This is a genomic window from Klebsiella ornithinolytica NBRC 105727 = ATCC 31898 (assembly GCF_001598295.1).
GTDB classification, from domain to species: Bacteria; Pseudomonadota; Gammaproteobacteria; order Enterobacterales; family Enterobacteriaceae; genus Klebsiella; species Klebsiella ornithinolytica.
The window spans coordinates 321,721-342,783 of sequence record NZ_BCYR01000003.1 but is presented as its reverse complement, the minus strand read 5'-3'; the positions used below and the strand labels follow the sequence as shown (position 1 = coordinate 342,783).

The following is a 21,063-nucleotide window of genomic DNA, read 5'->3' as shown; positions in this document are numbered from 1 at the left end:
CATGCTCCTCAGTGCTTTTCCAGCCAGCTGCCGTAGAACGACGGACGACCAACGGCTTCAAAACTCACGCCCTTCACCCACGGCGCGCCGGCAAAGACCTGCGGCTCTTCAAATATCGGGATCACGTAGGCGTTATCCAGCAGATAGCGCTGGGCATCGCCGGTCAGCTGCAGGCGTTTTTGCGCATCGACTTCGGCGGAAATCGCGGTCAGCAGATCGTTAAGCTTATCGTCGCGGAAGTGCTGCACTTTGTCGCTGGAACCGCCCTGTTGCAGCAGGGCATCGCGGTTGGTCGGGAAGAACATGCTTTTCACCACGTCCGGGTCGGCGCGACCCACTTCTGAAACGGTCAGCGGGGTCTTCAGCGGATCGAGGTTATCAATTACCCGGCTACCGGCATCGCCCGCTTTTACGCTCAGCGCCGCCCCCACCTGGCGCCACTGCTGGGCGATCAGCTGGAGCACCTCTTTGTTTTGCGGCTGCGGCAGCGATTCATAGACCGTCAGCGCCAGGCGCTGGCCATCTTTCTCTCTGATCCCGTCGGCGGCCGGTTTCCATCCGGCTTCATCGAGCAACTGTCTGGCTTTGGCCTGATCGAAGGTCAGCTTGTCGCTCAGATTGACATAACCTGCCGCCGTGCTGGCGATAGCCGAGGTCGCCTGCGGGTAGTTGGCGGAGAACAGCGTATCAACCACCTGTTTTGCATTGGTGGCATGCAGCAGCGCCTGGCGGACGCGCAGGTCGGACACCAGCGGGTTATCCGGGCGGAAACTCAGGCTGTCATTGACGCCGCGGGTGGGGGCGGCATAAATCCTGAATCCCTGGTCGGTCGCCTGCTTTTCATCGTAGGCCTGGACCTGGCGGATAAAGTCGGCCTGACCCGCCAGTAACGCCCCGATACGCACGCTGTCTTCCGGAGTGACGATAAAGGTAATGCCGTCGAGGTTGGCCGGCCCCTGTTGAGCCAGGTTTTTCGGCCCCCACTGGTAATCCTTACGGGCGACCAGCGTCAGCTCGCGACCCGGCTTTTCATCTTTAACGATAAAGGGTCCGGAGCCGATAAAATTGCGCGCGTCGCCGAGCTCGTCGAAATTACGCTGCAAGGTGCTGAGAGAGACCAGCCCGGAGCCAATGGTGGCGGTACCCTGCAGGAATCCTGGCGACGGTTTTTTGAAGTAAAACTTCACCGTTAGCGGATTGATGACTTCGCTATGGTCGTAGTTGTTGATCACTTCAGAGACCGGCAGCCGGTGGGCTTTATTGCCGAGACCGTAGGTATCAAAATTTTTGGCCACCGCGTTGGCATCCAGCGGGGTACCGTCGGAGAAGGTGATGCCCGGACGCAGCGTAAAGGTGTATTCGGTTTTGTCGGCGTTCGTGACCCAGCTCTCGGCAATCCACGGTTCAACCGCCAGCGTCTTCGGGTTTTGCCAGGTGAGCTTATCGGTTATCTGATTGAGAATGCCGCCGTTGGGGTAGAAGCCTCCGGCCGGTGGATAGAGATTGGTGTGCGGCTGCTGCTCCAGATAGATTAATGTCCCGCCTTTGACCGGCGTATCGGCGGCCCAGGCGGAAAAAGCGCCGGATAAAAAGAGGGCTGCCAACGCGGGCAGACGAAAACGGCTTTGCATGGTGAATTCCTTTGTTATCTATTGTGTTGCCATCATCGGGCGCGGATATAAACAAAGGAACCAACGAATTGCGCTAAGCATTTGCGGAAAAGGCATTTACCGCGTCGGGGAAATATTCTATGTGGGTAACAGCCGGAGGAATGCGTTCATGCCGGATGGCCAGCGTCATGAAACGGCCTCTCCCTGAGCGGGAGAGGCGCGAGGCTTAGCGGCGGAAATCGATAACCATACGGCCGCGAATTTGCCCCTGTTCCATCTCTTTAAAGATGGCGTTGATGTCGCCCAGCGGACGCAGCGTCACTTTAGGAACGACTTTCCCTTCGGCCGCGAACTGGAAGGCTTCGGTCAGATCCTGACGGGTGCCGACCAGCGAGCCCACCACTTCGATACCATCCAGTACCAGACGGGGAATATCGAGGCTCATGGCTTCCGGAGGCAGGCCAACGGCCACCACGCGGCCTCCGGCGCGAACGGCGTCAACGGCGGAGTTAAACGCCGCTTTGGCGACAGCGGTGACGACGGCCGCGTGAGCGCCGCCGGTTTTTTCCTGAATCACCTTCGCCGCATCTTCATTGCGGGAGTTAATGGTCAGATCTGCGCCCATCTCGGCCGCCAGCGCCAGCTGCGCATCGTTAACGTCGATGGCGATGACTTTGGCATTGAACACGTTTTTCGCATATTGCAGCGCCAGGTTGCCGAGGCCACCAAGACCGTAGATGGCAATCCATTGGCCCGGTTTAATATGGGAAACTTTCACCGCTTTATAGGTGGTAACACCCGCGCAGGTGATGCTGCTGGCGGCAGCAGAGTCGAGGCCGTCCGGCACTTTGACCGCATAGTTAGCGGTGACGATGCACTCTTCAGCCATGCCGCCGTCTACGCTGTAACCGGCATTTTTTACCGAACGGCAGAGCGTTTCGTTGCCGCTGTTACAGTAATCGCAGTGCCCACAGCCTTCGAAGAACCACGCCACGCTGGCGCGGTCGCCCGGTTTCAGGGAGGTGACGCCCGGACCAACCTGCTGTACAACGCCCACGCCTTCATGGCCCAGAATCACGCCGGTTTTATCGCCAAAATCGCCGTTTTTCACGTGCAGGTCGGTATGGCATACGCCACAGCACTCCATTTTCAACAACGCCTCTCCATGTTGCAGGGGACGCAGTGTTTTTTCCGTCACATCAACCTGATGATCGTGGGTAACAACGGCTGCCTTCATGTTTACTCCTTGAATTTTGAAGAAAAAATGGGTGTTTACTCTTAAATAATACTCATTAAGGATTAACCCTTATAGTCAGGAATGCAAGGGAGCTAGTGAAATATGTGGTTTAGAGCAGCACTAATAGCGCAAAATTCGAGCATGTGTGTGAATTTTGGCTGTTAATAATTATGCAATGAGGTCGTCATATTCTGTTCATGGCTAAGCGGCAGGCTGTTACAGGCAAATTTCTTATAACAACAGAGTGATACTACAATGCATCTGGTAAAAACTATCCTCGCCGCATCGCTGTTCCTGTCTGCCGCCGCTCAGGCCCACAACGTACTGGACTTTCCGCAGCCGGAGAACAACCCGGAAGAGTTTTACGCGGTCACGGAAATTCCGACGGGCGGTATCATCAAATATGAGACCGACGCGAAGACGGGATTTATTATAGCCGATCGTTTCCAGTCGATGCCGGTCGCCTATCCGGCTAACTACGGTTCACTGACCCAGTCGCTGGCGGGAGACGGCGATCCGCTGGACGTGGTGTTCTACACGCGTGCACCGATGGCGCCGGGGACGCTGATTAAGCTGCGGGCAATCGGCGTCCTGAAGATGATCGATGGTGGGGAAAAGGACGATAAGATTATTGCCGTGCCGGCGAGCAAAATCGATCCGACCTATGATGACATCAAGAATATCAGCGACCTGCCTGCCATTGAGCAGGAGCGGCTGCAGGCCTTTTTCCGCGTCTATAAGCAGCTGCCTGACGGGCGTAAAAAGGTGGAGCTGAACGGCTTTAACGATGCCGCTGCGGCAAAACAAGAGATTAAGCAGGCATGGGATGCGTGGAAAGCCAAAAATCCACAATAAGATAAAAACAGGCACCGCACGGTGCCTGTACTTTTTTAGCCGGGCAATGACCCGTTGCGACCGTGTTTAATCCTGACAAAGAGCCGATGAGCCGGAAGAAAATACCGTTCGTGTGCGCGGGCCGAATGGCGGCGTGGATTGACAGGGAGAACGCAATAATGGTTGTATTGTGCAACTATTAACTCACCTGCACCCATCGCCATGACGCATCCATCGCTTATTAACCAATCGCTCATCACTGAAATACGCCGCTCTTCCCGCCTGATGGTTCGTGAACTCGGCTTCATGAATTCTACGCTGGCAGCCACCGACTATTCACCCTCCGCCGTGCATACGCTGCTGGAAATTTCCGCACACGGGGCGATGACCGCCGCGCAGCTGGTTCAGATCCTCGGCCTGGAGAAATCAAGCGTCAGTCGGATGTTGTCCCGTCTGCTGGCCGCCGGCGAGCTGCAGGAAAAACCCGACGGCGAAGATGCCCGCTTCAAGCAACTAGAACTGACGGAACAGGGACGAGGGACGGTCGGACGGATTAACGATTACGGGGCGATGCGGGTCATTGATGCGCTTATGCATCTAGATGCCGGACAACAGCAAAACGTGGCGCTGGGGCTGACCGCGTACGCGCAGGCGCTGGCGAAATGCCGCGACGTACCAAGGCCCGCTGCGGCAAACAACGTGACGATTGTGCGCGGATACCGGCCGGGTATGATTGGCCGCATTGCGCAGATGCACGGCGAATATTATGCCCGGCACCACGGGTTCGGCCACTTTTTCGAAGGTAAGGTCGCCAGCGGGCTGGCAGAGTTTTCTGCCCGACTTGACGCAGAGTGCAATCAGATCTGGCTGGCCGTGCTGGAGGGCAAAATCGTCGGCTCCGTGGCCATCGATGGTGAAGATCTGGGCAATAACGAAGCGCATCTACGTTGGTTTATTCTCGACGACAGCTGTCGGGGCAGCGGCGTTGGCCGACGTCTGTTGGCCGAGGCGATGGCTTTTTGCGACCGTCGCGCGTTTTCTGCCGTTCAGCTGTGGACCTTCAGCGGGCTTGACGCCGCGCGCGCGCTGTATGAATCATTCGGCTTTACGTTACATAAAGAGTGGCAGGGCGATCAGTGGGGGATGATGATGACCGAACAGCAGTTCAGCCGATACCCGGCGGATGCAGCGTCGGCGTAACCACCGTCCTTGACCGCGTACACCCGGCTAAGCTGCCTCCACCTTAGCCGGGGATTCAGTCTCCTTTAACTCAGTCTGGCGGTAATGGCCGCGATCTCCTCGCGCCACTGCGCCTGCAGGTGGGGTTTCTGGTGCTTAGGTTTACGCGATACATCATCCGCCAGCCGTTGTTCCAGATCGATCAGCCGTTCCAGCAGGGCGTCATGGTCTTCGGAGACGGTGGTCGTCGCATCCGCGTCGGCGGGCCTCCCGGGCAGGGGCGCCCCGCCGCGCAGGCGGGTGTAAACGTCGTCGGCGCTATGCCACTCGCTCAGCCCGTTATCATCAATCAGCCAGAAGCGGTTACAACTCTGGCTTATCAACTGACGGTCATGACTGACCAGCAGCAGACCGCCGGAATACTCGCGCAGCGAGGCAGCCAGCGCCTCTTTGCCTTCCATATCCAGATGGTTGGTGGGCTCATCCAGCAGAAGCAGGCTATAGCTCGCCAGCGACAGCCCGACAAACAGCAAGCGGGAACGTTCGCCCCCGCTGAGGGTGCTGACCTTTTGCCCGTGGCGGCTCCAGCTGAAACCGGCGGAAATCAGCGCCCGCTTACGGCGTTCACCGGCGGGTTCGAAGCGCTCCAGCGCCTCCAGCAGCGTGGCATTATCCGCCAGCTGATGCAGCGACTGGTCGTAGTAGCCCGGATGTAATCGTGGATGCAGACGCAGGCCGACATCCGGCGCCGCCTGCTGCATCTGCCGCCACAGCAGGCGCAGCAACGACGATTTCCCGCCGCCGTTGCGCCCCATAATCGCCACCCGGTCGCCGCTGCGCAGACGCGCCAGCCCGGCGGTGAACAGGGCCGGTAATCCCGGAGCCGGGGGCACCGGCAGCTGTTCAATTTCGAGTAAACGATCGGCCCGCAGGGCGTCACCGTTCAGCGCCAGCCGCCACGGCGTGCCGGCGGTCAGCTCGGTTTGACTCTCCTTCAGGCGCGCGACCTGTTTCTCCATCTGTTTGGCTTTGCGCGAGAGATCTTCGTTGTCGTACACCTGTCCCCAGGTTGCCAGCCGTTTGGCGCTGGTGGTGACGCGGTCGATTTCTCGCTGCTCGGCTTTATGACGCAGGGCATCGCTTTCGTCCCGTTCCGCCAGCGCCTGACGCGCCGCGCTACAGGGAAGAGAGAAGGCGTGCAGGGTTCTGTCGCGCAGGATCCAACTGGCATTAGTTACAGCATCCAGTAAGAGGGGGTCATGGGACACCAGCACGAAGCTCCCCTGCCAGGTTTGCAAGAAGCTTTCCAGCCACAGCAGGGTCGGCAGATCGAGATGGTTGCCGGGTTCGTCAAGCAGCAGGAGATCCGGCTGCTGAATTAACGCTCTGGCCAACAGCAGTCGGGTATGTTGCCCGCCGCTTAGCGTTGCCGCTCGCTGGGTGAACGCCACCGTCGTAAAGCCCATTTCTGCCAGCAGACGTTCTGCCTGCCAGCGCTGTTGTTCACGCCCGCTGGCGGGAAGCCGCGCCAGAACCACCTCAATGAGCGATTGTTGCAGCAGGGCATCCGGCAGGTGCTGTTCAACCCGCGCCATCAGGCAATGGTGCGCCAGCGCCACGCTGCCGGCAGCGGGCGTCAGCGTGCCGTCCAGCACCTGCAGCAGGGTACTTTTGCCGCAGCCGTTATGGCCGATCAGACCGATGCGGTCGCCTTTTTTCAGGGTAAAGGAGAGGTCGGTGAAAAGCGGCCCGAATGCCGTTTCAACATGCAGAGATTGCGCGCTAAATAATGTACTCATAGTGAACTTACTCAAGAGTTACAGGCGTAAAAACGCCTCGTCAAACATCGCTGACGATAACCCGGTAAGCCCGAGGGAAGGGAATTAGTCTGGGGTGTCTTCGCTCAAGCTGAAGTTATCGCAGCACGATACCGATAACGCTTGAGCAGTGACGATTACCAAATGTCAGTGAAAACATAGATATTTCACATAACAGCATGGGGTCCTCCTTTTTCATTCAGTGAGTTGACAGGTGAAGGCAGTGTAGATGAAGAAAGACGTTTTGGCTAGTTAAATGAAATTTAAGGTACTGTTTTATTTAATTGCACATGACATGTAGATTTGACATTCATAAATAATGAGCGGTAATTGTAATAATATCAGGGAATATAAATAATTTAATATGTTACATTGTTAATTTTTATGAAAATTTTATTTAAACTCAAGTGTTCTATCATTGACGTGACATCTTCTTTACTCTGGGTAAGTTAATGGTAATTTAGCATCCTGAACAGCCGAACGTATGCGCTTTCGTTTTGTCAGCCGCTCAATACAATTCGAGTTGAAACTCTTCTGTAATATGATAGCGTTAACCTGGTATGTTCATTGAGTTTATTATTTTGCAATTAGAAATAAAACTCGAATGCGATTTGGTTTTTTTATTAAATTTTAAATCTCAATGTTTTATGTGGAGATTAGATTAAATTTTCATTTCGCCATTTTATTAATGTCGACTCGGCCACCTCAAAATGCATTGCATCTTCATTTGGAAAACTTACTCCCCAATACCATCCTCCGGCATTAAAATATTTTGAGAGGATTAGAAGGCCACGGAAACACTTATCATCACTTTGTTTATCAAGTACACCTGATAATTTGATATCTATTGCTAAACCCCAGGAATGATTAGAAGGATTGTCACCAAGGTGAAGAGTGCCATCTTTCCGCTTAATTTTAACTTTACGGGCACATAACATTCCAGCCGTACCTAGTATTGCATAAAGATCGGGTATTTCATTTTTTACCGAATCTAAAATATCGGTCAATGACTTTAGTGCCACATCCATGCCCGTACACTTAAATGGACCTACTGACTGCGTAATAATTCTATTTTTAAAGGGGCCAGTAACAGACTGGCAATCACCTGTGTAATTATCTCTCGGTTCTCCAAAAAGACTTATCAAAGTTGATAGTTTCGGTGAGCTAAGGCCAACATTTACACTATTAGCTCGGGGTTTATCTATCAGTTCAAGATACTTATTCATTATTCCTCCGATCGGTGCCTGCTAACGTTTCGAAGATGACACTGATAGAATAGATTAAAGATGTTATTTTTTACAATATCCCGACAAACAAAATCATTTATACTTTTATAAAACTAAAACATAACTATTGATATGAATAAATAACTATACTTTTATGAATATATAAAATACTAATTTACCCTGAGGCGAGCAGCATAGCATGATATGCTGCTCTGATACTAAGCCGGGCCTGAGATTCAGGCCCATTGAATACCGGTTAAATCGAGGTCCGGCGGTAGTTGCGATACTCCGGCAACCAGAAGTTATCGCTGATCGCCTGCAACAGCGCCTCGGCGGAGGTTTTCACCGCCACGCCCTGTTCCTGAGCGACTTTACCGACCGCGAAAGCGATCGCGCGCGAGACGGTCTGGATATCTTTCAGTTCCGGCAGCACCGGGCCTTCGCCGTTGTTGACCAGCGGCGAGTGCTTCGCCAGCGTCTCACTGGCCGCCATCAGCATCTCATCGGTGACTCGCGATGCCCCTGAGGCGATGACGCCAAGACCGATACCGGGGAAGATATAGGAGTTGTTGCACTGGGCAATAACGTACTGCTTACCTTTCAGCGTGACCGGCGCGAACGGGCTGCCGGTGGCAACCAGCGCTTCGCCGTCGGTCCAGCTGAGGATGTTCTGCGGCGTGGCTTCCACCCGAGAGGTCGGGTTCGACAGCGGCATTACGATTGGACGCGGGCAGTGCTTATGCATCTCGCGAATAATCTCTTCGGTGAACAGACCCGGCTGGCCGGAGACACCGATCAGGATATTCGGTTTCACATTGCGCACAACGTCAAGCAGGGAGAGCACTTCGTTGGTGGTATCCCACTGCTGCAGATTTTCACGCTTCTGCACCAGTTTGTTCTGGAACGGCAGCAGGTTCGGCATGGCGTCAGTCAGCAGGCCGAAACGGTCAACCATGAACACGCGCTGACGCGCTTCTTCTTCGCTTAATCCTTCGCGTTGGATCTGGGCGATAATCTGTTCGGCAATCCCGCAACCGGCAGAGCCGGCGCCGAGGAAGACGATTTTCTGTTCGCTCAGCTGGCTGCCCGCACCGCGGCTGGCTGCAATCAGCGTGCCGACGGTCACCGAGGCGGTGCCCTGGATATCATCATTGAATGAGCAAATCTCATTGCGATAGCGGTTGAGCAGCGGCATAGCGTTTTTCTGCGCGAAGTCTTCAAACTGCAGCAGAACGTCCGGCCAGCGGTGCTTAATGGCCTGGATAACGTCATCGACAAACTGATAATACTCATCGTCGGTAATACGCGGATGGCGCCAGCCCATATACAGCGGATCGTCGAGCAGCTGCTGATTGTTCGTCCCCACGTCCAGCACAATCGGCAGCGTGTAGGCCGGGCTGATACCGCCGCAGGTGGTGTACAGCGAGAGTTTGCCGATCGGGATCCCCATACCGCCGATGCCCTGGTCGCCGAGACCCAGAATGCGTTCCCCGTCGGTGACGACGATCACTTTGACGTTGTGGTTCGGGACGTTTTGCAGGATATCGTCGAGGTTGTGCCGGTTCTGATAGGAGATAAAAACACCGCGCGAACGACGGTAAATCTCAGAGAAGCGCTCGCAGGCGGCGCCGACGGTCGGCGTATAGATGACCGGCATCATCTCATCGAGATGGTTGCCAATCAGGCGATAAAAGAGGGTTTCGTTGGTGTCCTGAATGTTGCGCAGGTAAATATGCTTGTCGATCTCAGTTTTAAATCCCTGGTACTGGATCCATGCGCGCTCAGCTTGTTCCTCAATTGTTTCAACAACTTCTGGCAGCAGGCCGAGCAGGTTAAAGCTGCAGCGCTCTTCCATGCTGAAGGCGCTACCTTTGTTGAGAAGGGGAAATTCGAGCAGAACGGGGCCTGCGTAGGGGATATACAGGGAACGGTTTTTCTTATGGGTGAATTGCATCGCACTAACTCCTTGATGTTCACTTCAGACCGTGCGCGGCGATAAGCGTGCGGGCTGGCAGGGAATGCAGCGGGAGCAGTATAGAGCAGATGTTATCAAAGAGGGGAAATTGTATTAAAAAAACACCATCCTGACGAAAGGACGGTGTTTTTATCATCATTCAGCTGAGAAATTAACCCGCGCGGCGCTTACGGCCGGTGGCATGAGCGTGGTTAATTGTCGTTTCCACATCGCCGTCCAGCACCACTTTTTTCTGCTGGGACAGTTTATAGTTCAGACCGAGAAGATGACGTGCCTGGTGGTTCGATTTCATTCTTACTCCTTAATCCAGTTCTGTTTCAAGGACAAGCCCGGCGTGGCCGGACGAAATGTAACCCTAAGAACGGCGCGCTAGCGCGACCGTCTATCTATCGTGGTCTATTTTTCCGCCCCTGGCAACTTTATCACCCGGAATCAGGAATAGTCTGCGTTTACCACTTCATCTCGCCGGTGTTCACCTTCGCACTCAGCTCCAGCGAACTGACTTCCGCCAGCTCCGGCCAGCGCTGTTTCATCTCGGCGATCACCCCGGCGGAATCTTTGTGCGTTTTCAGCGCCTGCTCAAACTGCTGCAGATAGTCGCGGGTAAAGGCGATCGCGCGATCCCCGGCCGGCGGTGTGCCAAGATAGTGGCCCGGAATGACCTGCTGCGGATGGAGTGCGGCCATATCGTCGAGCGTTTTGCGCCACTGCAAGCGGCTTTCGGCGCTCTGGGTATCGGCCGTCCATACGTGCATACCCCAGGCTACACCGGTACCGCCGAGGATGGTTTTGTTCGCCGGGATCCAGACGAACGCCGCGTAGTGTTGCGGCTGACGAATTTCAACTTTTTCGCCGTCAATGGTAAAGGTGTTGGCCGCAATCACCTGCGGCGTATAAAGCTGCTTCGGTGCGCCATCTTTCATCTGCGGGCCCCAGAATGCCAGCTTCGCGGCCTGGGTTGCTTCGATGTGCTTGACCACCTCGGCCGTGGCGACAACTTTTGCGTCCGGGAAAGCCTTCACCAGCGGCTCGAGGCCGAAATAGAAATCCGGATCGCCGGAGGTAATGACAATGCGGCTCAGTTTCTTACCGCTTTTGCGGATCATATCGACCAGCTTTTCGCCATCTTTCACGCTAAATTGCGCATCAAACAGCACCGCTTCATGCGGGCCGGAAGCCAGCGTCGAGTTCACGGCGAAGATACCTTTATCCTGCGGGTTATAGGTCTGCAATGTTAAAGGTGCGGCAAACGCAGCGGAGCTGAACAGCGCGGTGGCAACGGCAAGGGCGGATAATTTCATGTTGGTTTTCTCTGTGTCTGTTGAATAACGCTATTTTACGGATTTCCTGATTTGCGAAAATTCCTGAAAAAAGAGATGCTGAGTTTCATAAAACGTGCAGATGGAAGTGAAAGATGGACAGAATTATTGCCGCGCAGGTCTACATGCGGATCTGCGAACTGGGGAGCCTGAGCGCCGCGGCCCGTGCGCTGGGGATGTCACGCCCGATGGTCAGTCGCTATCTGGAGCAGATGGAACACTGGGCGGGTACCCGCCTGATCCACCGTTCGACGCGCAAATTAACCTTAACCGCGGCCGGGGAGAAGGTGCTGCAAAAAACCCGCAGCCTGACGCAACTGTCGGATGAAATTGCCGGGCAGACCGAGCGGGCGGTGCCCAGCGGCACGCTCCGCGTCGCCTGCGCTCACTTTACGGCTATGCAGCTGATTTCACCGCTGTTACCCGATTTTCTCGCCCGTTATCCCCAGCTGCGTCTCGAACTGGATATCAATAATCATCCGGTGAGTCTGATCGGCGAGCGCATCGACGTGGCGATTCGCATCACCGATAACCCGGAGCCAGGAGCGATTGCCCGTCGGCTGGGGGTCTGTCGTTCGGTCCTGTGCGCATCGCCGCGCTGGCTGCAGTTACATGGCCAGCCGCAGACGCCGGCGGAGCTTAGCGAACATAACTGTCTGCACTACAGCCATTTTGTCGCGCCGAGCTGGCAGCTTACCGACTCGCAGGGCGAGGAGGTCTCGGTGACGGTTTCCGGAAACCTCAGCGCCGGGATCTCCTCATTACTACTCGAAGCGGCGGTAGCCGGATGCGGTATCGCGATGCTGCCGGAACTGGAAGCGCAGCGCGCGCTCAACAGCGGGGCGCTGAAGCCGGTGTTGCCGGGCTGGACGCCGAAAGCACTCAGCGTCTACGGCATCTATTTATCGCGCGACTATCAACCCAGCGCGCTACCGCTGTTCCTCGATGAGATCCAACAGCAGCTGGCGCAGCTTAGCTAGCGCGCTTTCGTACCGCCGATCCTGCGTCGCGCCTTGCGGGCGCGTGTGCTTCTGCCATCACTCACCTCGCTACCTGCTACCGGGTGGCGTCCGCACGTCTGTCTCTTGTTCGCGCCGACAGCGTCCTCTTTCGTGAGCCATCTCCGACTTTCATCTAATCCTCCTGTGGATATCTAGACATATCGCAATTTGAGATATATCAATATATGTACATTATTTTACCAATAATTAACATTCAGGAGCGGAGAATGGATCTGGGGATTGGCGGAAAACAGGCTTTCGTCTGCGCATCATCGCAAGGACTCGGTCTGGCCTGTGCGGCGGCGCTGGCGGCAGAAGGCGTGAACGTCACGCTAAACGGGCGTTATGAACAGAAGCTGGCGCAGGCGGCATCGGCGCTGCGCCAGCGCTTTCCTCAGGTTGCCGTCACCACCGTCACTGCCGACCTGACGCAGTCGGCGGGGCGCGCGGCGATCCTGGCGGCCTGGCCAAAAATCGACATTCTGGTGACCAATAACGCCGGGCCTCAGCCCGGCGCACTTGCCGACTGGCATGAAGAGGCGCTGCTGGGGGCGATGGCGGCCAATTTTATTCCTGCTGTACAGCTGATTCGCGCGTGGCTGCCGGCAATGCAGCAGCAGCGCTTCGGGCGGATCGTCAATATCACTTCGGCCATGGTCAAAGCGCCGCACTACATGATGGGGCTATCCACCTCGGCGCGGACGGCGCTGACTGCTATCTGCAAAGCGATCGGTCGTGAAGTGGTAGCCGACAATGTGACCATCAATAACCTGCTTCCGGAGCGGATCGATACGCCGCGCCAGGCATTTATGTTGCAGCGGCTGATGGATGAAGAGGGCATCAGTCTGCAAGAGGCGCGCCGACGCAATGAGGCGACAATCGCCGCCGGTCGCTTTGGCCGCCCGGAGGAGTTCGCTGCGGCCTGTGCCTTTCTCTGTAGCCAGCAGGCTTCCTATATTTCCGGACAAAATCTGCAGCTCGACGGCGGTTCCTATGAGGGGCTGCTATGAATACGGATCTCCTGGCGCTAATGACGCTTGAGACGCAGCGTCAGCAGGCACTGGTGGCCGGTGATAGCGTGCGTCTGGCGGGGCTCCTGGCCGACGATCTTGTTCATATTCACAGTACCGGAATGGTGCAGGGTAAGGCCGAGTTTCTCGAACACGTGGTGAAAATGGGCGGCTTTGTGGCTATCGAGCGGCCAACGCCGGATATACGCCTGCTGGGCGATATTGCCATTATCAGCGGCGAAACGCGCAACGTGGTCCGTGCACTGCACGATGGCGCCGAAAGGGTTCGCCACGGTTTTTCCACGCTGGTTCTGCGACGTTCCCCGCAGGGCTGGCAGATTGTGTTGTCACAAATGACGCCCTTTGCGGCGTAAGAAGGAGTGTTATGAAGCTCGTGCGCTACACCCACCACGGACGTACCCGGCTTGGCAAAGTGGTTGATTCTACGGTCATTGATTTATCCGAAATCACCGGCATCGATCACTCAATGCGCCAGTTGCTCAACGACCTGCCGGCGCTTCGCGAACGGCTTGAGCGGGCCACCGGGCCGGCCATTGCGCTGGAGGAGGTTCGCCTGGAGGCCCCGATTCACGACCCGCAGAAGTTTCTCGGCATTGGTATGAACTATCGCCAGCATGCCGAGGAGGCACGCCGGGCGGGGATCGCCATCCCGCCATCGCAAATGTGGTTTAACAAGCAGGTTTCCTGCATCAGCGGGCCCTTTGATCCGGTCGTTAAGCCGCGCGTTAGCGAGCAGATGGATTATGAAATCGAGCTCGGTGTGGTTATCGGTCGCCGCTGTCGCCATGTCTGTGCCCGCGATGCACACGCGGTGATTGCCGGCTATCTGATCGTCAACGATCTCTCCGCGCGGGACTGGCTGAAAAAATCGCCGACCTTTACGCTCGGCAAATCATTCGATACGCACGGGCCGCTGGGCCCGTGGCTGACGACCGGCGATGAAATTGCCGACCCGTTGGCGCTACAGATGACGCTAACGGTGAACGGTGAACAACGTCAGCACGCCTCAACCGGCGATATGATTTACAACATATATCAACAAATTGAGTATCTCTCATCGGTGATGACGCTGGAGCCGGGCGACGTACTTGCTACCGGAACACCGTCCGGGATTGGCGCGCCGACCGGACGTTTCCTGCAGCCGGGCGATCTGCTGCATCTGACCATCGACGGCCTGGGGGCGATAGAACATCGCGTGGTGGCAGAAGATGACGTCATAGCGTGGGAGGCGTGATGAGCAGCAACTCTTTTCGTGATTATCTTCTGCCTGCTGACGCGCCACGTATTCTGGCCGCGCGTAACGTGGATGTCGCCACCTATGGCGCCAGGATGCTGGCGACGGAAAAAGCGCGTGACCTACAGGCGCAGTGGCAGGCCAGCCTGGATGAAACGTTTCGCGGGATCACGACTGACGGCAGGGTACGCGAGGGGCTTTTCGCGTTAGCCGATGAAGGGTTTGCCGTCGACGAGGCGGTTGCCGCCGCCAGAGAGCTGCTGCGGACGCTGGAGCCGTCGCAGCGCCAGCGCGTCTGCCAGCCGATTGATGCGCCGCAGTGGCGTGCCTGGTATAACCCGGAAATTCCGTTCAATGACTATGGCGTGCGCCTGGAAGCGACGTCTCCGGCGACGCGCGAGGCATTTCTCGGGTTATTGAGGACCTGCACCAGCGAGCAGGGTTTTCGCAAAGTCTCTCGCCTGATGGATGCCAACCATTTCCTTGGCGAGCTGTATGACCTGAATAACATCATGAACCGCTGGAGCTTCCATTTCATGTTGTTCGGCGAGCCTTCGGCGGATCGGCCCTGGGGGTGGAATATCTACGGCCATCATGTCGCGTTTTGCTGTTTTATCGTCGGACGTCAGCTGACTATCGCCCCCACGTTTATGGGCGTGGAGCCAAACGTTATCGATCGCGGTGATGACAGCGATGCGACGCTGTTTACCGACGAAGAGCGCTGCGGCCTGGCGTTGATGCAGGCGTTGACTCCGCGGCAGCAGAAACGAGCAACGATTTTCCAGCAGATGGAAGATCCGGCGATGCCGCCAGAGCGCTTTAACTTCGCCGATCAGCGCCATCTCGGCGGGGCTTTTCAGGATAACCGAATAATTCCTTATGAGGGAATTTGTGTGGCGGAGTTCAGTCCGGCGCAGCGCAAGATGTTAATGGCGACGATTGCCTGCTTCCTTGATTTTTTGCCCGATGCTCCGCGACAGCGGCGGCTGGCGTGCATTGAACAGCATCTTGAGGAAACCTGGTGGTGCTGGATTGGCGGCTGCGGCGATGACGATGTCTTTTATTACCGTATTCAAAGTCCGGTGGTGATGCTGGAGTTCGATCACCATAGCGGGATGTGGCTGACCAATGAGCAGCCGGCGCGTTTTCATATTCACACGATTACGCGGATTCCCAATGGCAATGATTACGGCAAAGCCTTATTGGCACAAACGCGCAAATAAACCTGTCGGGTTTAATTTCTGTTGATATCACCCATCGCGAACGCAGAGCGTAGCGCGGGTGGGCGCATTGACGCGCCATTCTCTATGAGCCTGCGCGAACAGGCTCCGGGCGGTAAATAAAAATATCTCTGTCTCCTACAATGAGGTTATCTGGCAATGGAATTAAACTGTTCATTCAGAGTCTCAACGATGGCGTTATTTCCGCTGGCGTTGATGTGCGGCAGTTGTTACGCGAATACGGTATCTGCCGGTGGCGACTCTGATTCATTCAACGACTGGCTTTCGCAAGGGAATATTTACGGCGAAGTCAAAACTATGCATTTTTTTAAAGAATTTAACGGTACCGTTGCGGATAAACAAACGCACGCCTTTGGGGGTGATATTCAATATGTCAGCCCGGAACTTTATGGCTTTAGTTTTGGTGTTGCAGATTATGCGTCGTGGAATTTAGGTCTCAATCCCGATAACAGTGAAAAAACGGAAGTTTATCTGCCGGCGGATAATATCAATGTTCTGGGTAAGGCCTATCTGCGCTATCGGGGATATGGATTTAATCTACAGGGGGGACGAATTGCACTCGACACGCCTTTCGCCAACGGCGGCGAAGGTCGTACCATGATTCCGGCCTTATATGAGGGGGTTGGCGGCGATTACGCTTTGCTGGATAAGCAGCCGTTAAAGCTGTACGGCTATCGAATCTACCGCTTCAAACCTTTCAGCTCTGATACCTTTGGTAAGGGAGATACCGGGGCGCCAGAGGTTGATGATACGACGATCCCTTCGGTCGACAGCGATGGTTTCTCCACCTTCGGTCTGCGCTATGGCCACCTGTACGATGCCCAGGCCGAGGCCTGGTATTATCACTTTGATAAACGTGCGCAGATGGCTTTTGTCGGCGGCGAGCTGCCGGTACATGGGCTAAGCGTGGGACAATGGACGCCATTTTTCGGCGCACAGTATTTGCATGAATGGGATACATCGGATCAGTCCTGGCCGTATAAAAATATCGACACCGATCTTTATTCTGCCCGACTGGGGATGCGCTCGCGCAATCACAGTCTCTCGGTGATTGCCACTCATGTCCCCAGCAAAGACGGGGCGTTTTTAAATGGCGCCTATTTCGCACCATATAATTTCGGTATTTATGACACCACGCCGATTGAGGCCGGACAACCGCTGGCATCGATGATCACCAGTAATCAGCCCGGCGATGCGCTGGCGCTGCGCTATGTTTATCATAATCAAAACGCGCTGGCGGTATTAGGCTATACGCGTCTGAATTTAAAAGATTCCAGTGGGATTTATTATCCGATTGCCGCTAAGGATATTAATGCCGGGTTTATGATATTAGGCTATAACCTGACCCCGCGATTACATGCTGAATTTGAATTTGATTATATTGACTCGCCGTCGCCGATAACCGGTGATTATCATGCTGAACGCCTGCGTCTGGTTTATAAATTCGGCGCTATGATGCCGGACAGCGAATATTAATCGTGACGACATTGTCCTTTTATTAGTAGCAGGGTCTGCCGGCGGCAGATCCTGACTGGAGATAAATATGAGTAACAGAAAAAGTATTTATAGCGAGGCCTTCGTTCACGCCAATCCCGTTCCTGCCGCCTGTCGGATTGGCAATATGGTTTTTTCCGGTGTGATTTATGGCCGCGATCCGCTGACCCGGCAGGTACCGGATGATCTTGATGCCCAGTGCGCGCTGATGTTTGCCCATATCAAAACGCTAATTGAGGATGCCGGAGGGACGCTGGACAACATTGCCCGATTGACGCTGTTGATGGCGGACAGAAACGAGCGCGAAACGGTGAACCGCCACTGGGTCCGCTATTTCCCTGATCCGGCATCGCGTCCGGCCAGGTACGCCATCGATGCTAAACTGAACGGCAATATTCGCGTACAGTGTGATTTTATCGCCGTTCTTTAACTAACTTTTACTGACCGTTTCTCCGCTTTCCCGCGCGTATTCCGTTGGCGAACAAAATTCAGGCCTGCGTCATCTCTTTAAGATATATTTAAAGTTTAGTTATGTTGCAGTGGATGATAAAGGAGTCGACGATGGAACAAACACAACGCTCCGGAAAAAAGTCCGCCGGTAACGACACTCCGGCTGTCCCGCAGAATGCGGGGCAGACCGGGCGTCGTGGGCGGGTATTCGATTACGGTGAGCTACGCGTGCTGCTCCTGGCGATGCTGTCTGAACAGCCGAGCCATGGATACGAACTAATTCATGACATTAAAGAACGCTTTGGCGGGTTGTATAAGCCCAGCCCGGGGGTCATCTATCCAACCCTGACCTGGCTGTATGACCGCAACTATGCGGTTATCGACCTGGAAAAGGGCGGCCGCAAGCGCTACAGCATTACCGAAGAGGGCCGGGCATGGCTGACGGCTAATCAATCGGTTATGGAAATGCTTAAGTCGCGGGTGGCGCCGCAGGCGAACCGAGCATCGCCGGTGGAGCTGGTAGAGGCAATGGACCACCTGAAACGGGCGCTCAGCCTGCGGATGAAATATGAGCCGCTGCCTGCCGGTATGGTCGTGAGCCTGGCGCAGGCAATTCATCTGGCCGCCGAACGTATTGAACATCTGCTGACTACCCCGGTTGCGACGGAGGGCGTGCACACCAGTATCGCCTGCATCGCGACGCCCAATGCCTCGCGATTTATGCGCCGCATGTGCAGCCATTTCCAACATCGCACGCCGGTCGTCAGCGATGAGCACAGCGGGCAGTTTCGACTGAGCATCGGCGAGGTCCGGCTGGATGTGCAGGATAACCTGTTGCAGATTACGTTGAGCGCCACGGAAACCGACGATCTGGCCGAGATGGAAACCATCGTGGAACGCCATCTGGCGGAAGCGGCAGTGCGCGAAACGCTGGATATTCGCTGGCAGCGGACGTAAAAAAAACCGGCAGCCCTCTGCCGGTTTCTCGCTTTTGGACCCGATAATCTGATGTTTCGCGGGGCCGATTTCGTTAGTCGAGATGGAACATCCGTGCGGCATTCCCGCCGAGAATATTGGCCTTATCTTCCGCTGAAATATCCAGACTCTGAATGGTGTCCACCCCCTGGAAGAACCAGTCCTTGCGAATCGGGTAGGAGCTACCGTAGAGAATATTTTTCCCGCCGATCACCTTCACCGCGGCCTCCAGCTGAGCTTTACCCCATTGCGGCGCGCCGGAAGTATCGAAGAAGATGTTGTTGCTTAACTGCGCGCGCAGATTGCCGGTGCCGGTCTGGAAACGATCGACCGCATCGTTGAACTGATGCTGCGGCGGTACCAGCATATCGGCGAAGGCGTAAAACGCGCCGCCCAGCATGGAGTGGATAAAGCGCAGGTTCGGCAGCTCGTCAAACATGCCGCTGAACAGCTCGCGTCCGACGGCGGTGGCCTGGTCGATGCAGCGCCCGAACTGGCGGCGCTGGTTGGTGTACGGCAGTACGGAGTTAAAATCCACCGGCAGCGGCGTATGGTGAACCACAACCGGAATTTCCAGCGAGTTCAGGTAGTTGAGGTAAGGGCGGAAGGCCGGATCGTCGAGATAGATCTGCCCGTAGTGGGCGACAATCTGCGCGCCGCGGAAGCCGAGCTGATTCAGACAGCGGTCGACTTCGCGCAGACACTCTTCGGTCCCCCACGGCGGAACGACCGCCAGCGCCGACATTTTTCCGCCGCTGCGTTTCACGTATTCGGCCATTCGATCGTTGACCTTTTTACAGGTCTCCAGATCCAGCCACTCCTGCCATACCGGAAGACGGAAAATGGCGTGGTCGACGCCGGCTTTTTCCATGTCTGCCAGCTGACTCTCCAGCGTGTACTGACCTTCGGCGTAGTTGAGATTCACATAGCCTTTCGGCTGTTCGATGATCAGCTGACGCAGCGGTTTTCCTTCGATCTGCTCTACCCGGGTGTGGACCCCGTACTGTTTCGGCACGCAATCCAGAAATGCATTCAGCAGTTTTTCGTCGGAGAACAGGTCGCCTGGCAGCCAGTGCATGTTGGCATCGATAATTTTACTCATGCGTTCTTTCCTTTTGTTTTTGGTGTCATGTTGGTTGGTGGGGGGTTATTTCTGCTCGCTGGCAAAAACGGACTTATATTTACCGGGCGCTACGCTCTCTTTACTTCCAGGAATCCGCATCCCGGCTTTGGCGTGGTATTCGCTGAAGATAGCCAGCGCCTCTTCGTGGGGGAAAATGGCCTCAATATCGTCGAACGGTTTCCCGCTGCTGCGCTCTTCAACAATCCGACGAACCACCTCGGGGCCTTCGCCGCGTGAAGCCAGCACCAGCCAGTTCACCTTCTCGCGTCGTTCTTCCTCGTAGGCCCGCAGCGCCGCAACCGGATCGGCCACTGTGCTGAGCTTCTCAGCCAGCACGCGGGCGTCGACAAATGCCTGACAAACGCTGTTGCCGCCGCGCGGATACATGGCGTGCGCGGCGTCGCCCAGCAGGGTGATACGGCCAAAAGACCACTGGGAGAGGGGATCGTGATCGATCAGCGGGAAGAGGTAGCATTCGCGGGCGCGGCGGATCATTTCGCTGACATCCAGGAAACCGAGCTGGCAGTCATCGAAAACATGTTCAATCTCTTTGACACCGGTTTCCTGATTCCAGTCTTCTTCGCTTTGCGGTTTTTCGGCCTGCTCAATCACCCAGTTGACCAGCTGATTTCCCTGACCATCGACGTTGTCCTGAATGGGGTAGACGATCAGGGTGCCCTGACGAATCGGATCGCCGATGTGCAAAATCGAGCCGCCGGTTTTGATCGGCGGCATTACGGTGACGCCGCGATACAGCGTCAGGCCGGAAAAGTGACTACGCTGAGAGGCCGGGAGCAGCTGGCTGCGCACCACCGAGCGAATGCCATCCACGCCAACCATCACGTCGGCCCGTACCTGCTGCGGGGCCGCCGGGTTCAGGCTGTTATCAAACGTGACGGTCACCCCATGCTCGTCCTGGGTGAAGCTCAGGCAGCGACAACCTAGGGTAATCGCCTCGGGCCCCAATCGTTCCTGTACCGCACGATAGAGCATCATCTGGAGATGGCCGCGATGTACGAAGCGCTGATCGTGTTCATATCCCATATGTCGACCGCACTGTTCGGCGAAAATCTGCTGGCCGTAACCGGTGTAAAAAATCGACTCCTGAGCGTCGACAGAAATGTCGCAAAAAGCCTCGTACAGACCCAGTTCCGTCAGCTCTTTTACCGCGTAGGGTTTGATATCCACCCCGACGCCCAGCGGCTTAATTTCCTGAACGGCTTCGAATAAACGCGGTTTAAATCCCTGCTGGTGCAGACGCAGGGCCGCAGCCAGCCCTGCCGGACCGGCACCAATAATGACGATATCCAACATAAT

At 55.7% G+C, this 21,063-nt stretch carries 19 protein-coding genes; 10 read left to right on the top strand and 9 right to left on the bottom strand.

Annotated elements, in window-relative coordinates; genetic code table 11:
- Nucleotides 1-8: 8 nt before the first annotated feature.
- Nucleotides 9-1,631: a TIGR04028 family ABC transporter substrate-binding protein gene (locus tag ROR01S_RS09120; RefSeq protein ID WP_064359362.1), complete on the bottom strand. Its 1,623-nt coding sequence runs from the start codon at nt 1,629-1,631 to the stop codon at nt 9-11.
- A gap of 205 nt (nt 1,632-1,836) precedes the next feature.
- Entirely contained in the window at nt 1,837-2,847 is a 1,011-nt protein-coding gene (gene adhP, locus ROR01S_RS09115; protein ID WP_004861757.1) for an alcohol dehydrogenase AdhP, read from the bottom strand.
- A gap of 255 nt (nt 2,848-3,102) precedes the next feature.
- On the opposite strand from adhP, the gene ROR01S_RS09110 reads away from it, so the two are divergent.
- Both ROR01S_RS09110 and ROR01S_RS09105 read left to right on the top strand, forming a co-directional pair.
- Nucleotides 3,103-3,702 carry an inorganic diphosphatase gene (locus ROR01S_RS09110; RefSeq protein WP_004861761.1) on the top strand — a complete coding sequence of 200 codons (600 nt, stop codon included), beginning with the start codon at nt 3,103-3,105 and terminating at the stop codon, nt 3,700-3,702.
- A gap of 201 nt (nt 3,703-3,903) precedes the next feature.
- On the top strand, nt 3,904-4,881 hold the full coding sequence (locus ROR01S_RS09105) for a bifunctional helix-turn-helix transcriptional regulator/GNAT family N-acetyltransferase (RefSeq protein WP_064357069.1): 978 nt from the start codon (nt 3,904-3,906) through the stop codon (nt 4,879-4,881).
- A 65-nt stretch (nt 4,882-4,946) separates the two neighbouring features.
- Here ROR01S_RS09105 and ROR01S_RS09100 read toward each other — a convergent pair whose 3' ends face one another.
- The 5 genes from ROR01S_RS09100 to ROR01S_RS09085 all read right to left on the bottom strand — a co-directional run bounded on the left by ROR01S_RS09100 (nt 4,947) and on the right by ROR01S_RS09085 (nt 11,179).
- Complete coding sequence (locus ROR01S_RS09100; protein WP_064359361.1) at nt 4,947-6,659, bottom strand: ABC-F family ATP-binding cassette domain-containing protein; 1,713 nt, start codon at nt 6,657-6,659, stop codon at nt 4,947-4,949.
- Between the two features lie 674 nt (nt 6,660-7,333).
- Complete coding sequence (locus ROR01S_RS25940; RefSeq protein ID WP_004861768.1) at nt 7,334-7,903, bottom strand: M15 family metallopeptidase; 570 nt, start codon at nt 7,901-7,903, stop codon at nt 7,334-7,336.
- Nucleotides 7,904-8,159: 256 nt separating this feature from the next.
- Nucleotides 8,160-9,857 (bottom strand): NAD-dependent malic enzyme, encoded by a 1,698-nt coding sequence (locus ROR01S_RS09095; protein WP_064359360.1) that lies wholly within the window; start codon nt 9,855-9,857, stop codon nt 8,160-8,162.
- A 172-nt stretch (nt 9,858-10,029) separates the two neighbouring features.
- Complete coding sequence (gene sra / locus ROR01S_RS09090) at nt 10,030-10,170, bottom strand: stationary-phase-induced ribosome-associated protein (protein ID WP_004861775.1); 141 nt, start codon at nt 10,168-10,170, stop codon at nt 10,030-10,032.
- A gap of 157 nt (nt 10,171-10,327) precedes the next feature.
- Nucleotides 10,328-11,179: a Vmh family MBL fold metallo-hydrolase gene (locus ROR01S_RS09085; protein ID WP_064359359.1), complete on the bottom strand. Its 852-nt coding sequence runs from the start codon at nt 11,177-11,179 to the stop codon at nt 10,328-10,330.
- 113 nt (nt 11,180-11,292) lie between these two features.
- On the opposite strand from ROR01S_RS09085, the gene ROR01S_RS09080 reads away from it, so the two are divergent.
- The 8 genes from ROR01S_RS09080 (at nt 11,293) to ROR01S_RS09045 (ending at nt 18,605) form a co-directional block, all read left to right on the top strand.
- Nucleotides 11,293-12,177: a LysR family transcriptional regulator gene (locus ROR01S_RS09080; protein ID WP_004861781.1), complete on the top strand. Its 885-nt coding sequence runs from the start codon at nt 11,293-11,295 to the stop codon at nt 12,175-12,177.
- Nucleotides 12,178-12,425: 248 nt separating this feature from the next.
- The gene (locus ROR01S_RS09075; RefSeq protein WP_015584377.1) at nt 12,426-13,208 is read left to right on the top strand and encodes an SDR family oxidoreductase; all 783 of its coding nucleotides are present in this window, start codon (nt 12,426-12,428) and stop codon (nt 13,206-13,208) included.
- Nucleotides 13,205-13,582 (top strand): nuclear transport factor 2 family protein, encoded by a 378-nt coding sequence (locus ROR01S_RS09070; protein ID WP_015584376.1) that lies wholly within the window; start codon nt 13,205-13,207, stop codon nt 13,580-13,582. Before ROR01S_RS09075 ends, ROR01S_RS09070 begins: the two co-directional genes overlap by 4 nt.
- A gap of 11 nt (nt 13,583-13,593) precedes the next feature.
- A complete protein-coding gene (locus ROR01S_RS09065) occupies nt 13,594-14,463 on the top strand; it encodes a fumarylacetoacetate hydrolase family protein (protein ID WP_032717420.1) in 870 nt (289 codons plus the stop codon).
- Nucleotides 14,463-15,686 (top strand): DUF3500 domain-containing protein, encoded by a 1,224-nt coding sequence (locus ROR01S_RS09060; protein WP_015584374.1) that lies wholly within the window; start codon nt 14,463-14,465, stop codon nt 15,684-15,686. The genes ROR01S_RS09065 and ROR01S_RS09060 overlap by 1 nt, the downstream gene beginning before the upstream one ends.
- A 189-nt stretch (nt 15,687-15,875) precedes the next feature.
- Complete coding sequence (locus ROR01S_RS09055) at nt 15,876-17,180, top strand: hypothetical protein (RefSeq protein ID WP_081213135.1); 1,305 nt, start codon at nt 15,876-15,878, stop codon at nt 17,178-17,180.
- Between the two features lie 67 nt (nt 17,181-17,247).
- A complete protein-coding gene (locus ROR01S_RS09050) occupies nt 17,248-17,628 on the top strand; it encodes a RidA family protein (protein WP_015584372.1) in 381 nt (126 codons plus the stop codon).
- 131 nt (nt 17,629-17,759) lie between these two features.
- Nucleotides 17,760-18,605, top strand: coding sequence for a DUF2218 domain-containing protein (locus ROR01S_RS09045; protein WP_064359357.1), 846 nt, complete (start codon nt 17,760-17,762; stop codon nt 18,603-18,605).
- 73 nt (nt 18,606-18,678) lie between these two features.
- On the opposite strand, the gene ROR01S_RS09040 is transcribed toward ROR01S_RS09045, so the two are convergent.
- Together ROR01S_RS09040 and ROR01S_RS09035 are read right to left on the bottom strand one after the other, a co-directional pair.
- Nucleotides 18,679-19,725, bottom strand: a complete 1,047-nt coding sequence (locus ROR01S_RS09040; protein ID WP_015584370.1) for an amidohydrolase family protein — start codon at nt 19,723-19,725, stop codon at nt 18,679-18,681.
- Nucleotides 19,726-19,770: 45 nt separating this feature from the next.
- Nucleotides 19,771-21,060 carry an FAD-dependent monooxygenase gene (locus ROR01S_RS09035; RefSeq protein WP_064359356.1) on the bottom strand — a complete coding sequence of 430 codons (1,290 nt, stop codon included), beginning with the start codon at nt 21,058-21,060 and terminating at the stop codon, nt 19,771-19,773.
- Between the last annotated feature and the right edge of the window lie 3 nt (nt 21,061-21,063).

Coding starts and splice junctions, on each gene's coding strand:
- ROR01S_RS09120 (WP_064359362.1), bottom strand. CDS start 1,631: ATGCAAAGCCGTTTTCGTCTGCCCGCGTTGGCAGCCCTCTTTTTATCC.
- adhP (WP_004861757.1), bottom strand. CDS start 2,847: ATGAAGGCAGCCGTTGTTACCCACGATCATCAGGTTGATGTGACGGAA.
- ROR01S_RS09110 (WP_004861761.1), top strand. CDS start 3,103: ATGCATCTGGTAAAAACTATCCTCGCCGCATCGCTGTTCCTGTCTGCC.
- ROR01S_RS09105 (WP_064357069.1), top strand. CDS start 3,904: ATGACGCATCCATCGCTTATTAACCAATCGCTCATCACTGAAATACGC.
- ROR01S_RS09100 (WP_064359361.1), bottom strand. CDS start 6,659: ATGAGTACATTATTTAGCGCGCAATCTCTGCATGTTGAAACGGCATTC.
- ROR01S_RS25940 (WP_004861768.1), bottom strand. CDS start 7,903: ATGAATAAGTATCTTGAACTGATAGATAAACCCCGAGCTAATAGTGTA.
- ROR01S_RS09095 (WP_064359360.1), bottom strand. CDS start 9,857: ATGCAATTCACCCATAAGAAAAACCGTTCCCTGTATATCCCCTACGCA.
- sra (WP_004861775.1), bottom strand. CDS start 10,170: ATGAAATCGAACCACCAGGCACGTCATCTTCTCGGTCTGAACTATAAA.
- ROR01S_RS09085 (WP_064359359.1), bottom strand. CDS start 11,179: ATGAAATTATCCGCCCTTGCCGTTGCCACCGCGCTGTTCAGCTCCGCT.
- ROR01S_RS09080 (WP_004861781.1), top strand. CDS start 11,293: ATGGACAGAATTATTGCCGCGCAGGTCTACATGCGGATCTGCGAACTG.
- ROR01S_RS09075 (WP_015584377.1), top strand. CDS start 12,426: ATGGATCTGGGGATTGGCGGAAAACAGGCTTTCGTCTGCGCATCATCG.
- ROR01S_RS09070 (WP_015584376.1), top strand. CDS start 13,205: ATGAATACGGATCTCCTGGCGCTAATGACGCTTGAGACGCAGCGTCAG.
- ROR01S_RS09065 (WP_032717420.1), top strand. CDS start 13,594: ATGAAGCTCGTGCGCTACACCCACCACGGACGTACCCGGCTTGGCAAA.
- ROR01S_RS09060 (WP_015584374.1), top strand. CDS start 14,463: ATGAGCAGCAACTCTTTTCGTGATTATCTTCTGCCTGCTGACGCGCCA.
- ROR01S_RS09055 (WP_081213135.1), top strand. CDS start 15,876: ATGGCGTTATTTCCGCTGGCGTTGATGTGCGGCAGTTGTTACGCGAAT.
- ROR01S_RS09050 (WP_015584372.1), top strand. CDS start 17,248: ATGAGTAACAGAAAAAGTATTTATAGCGAGGCCTTCGTTCACGCCAAT.
- ROR01S_RS09045 (WP_064359357.1), top strand. CDS start 17,760: ATGGAACAAACACAACGCTCCGGAAAAAAGTCCGCCGGTAACGACACT.
- ROR01S_RS09040 (WP_015584370.1), bottom strand. CDS start 19,725: ATGAGTAAAATTATCGATGCCAACATGCACTGGCTGCCAGGCGACCTG.
- ROR01S_RS09035 (WP_064359356.1), bottom strand. CDS start 21,060: ATGTTGGATATCGTCATTATTGGTGCCGGTCCGGCAGGGCTGGCTGCG.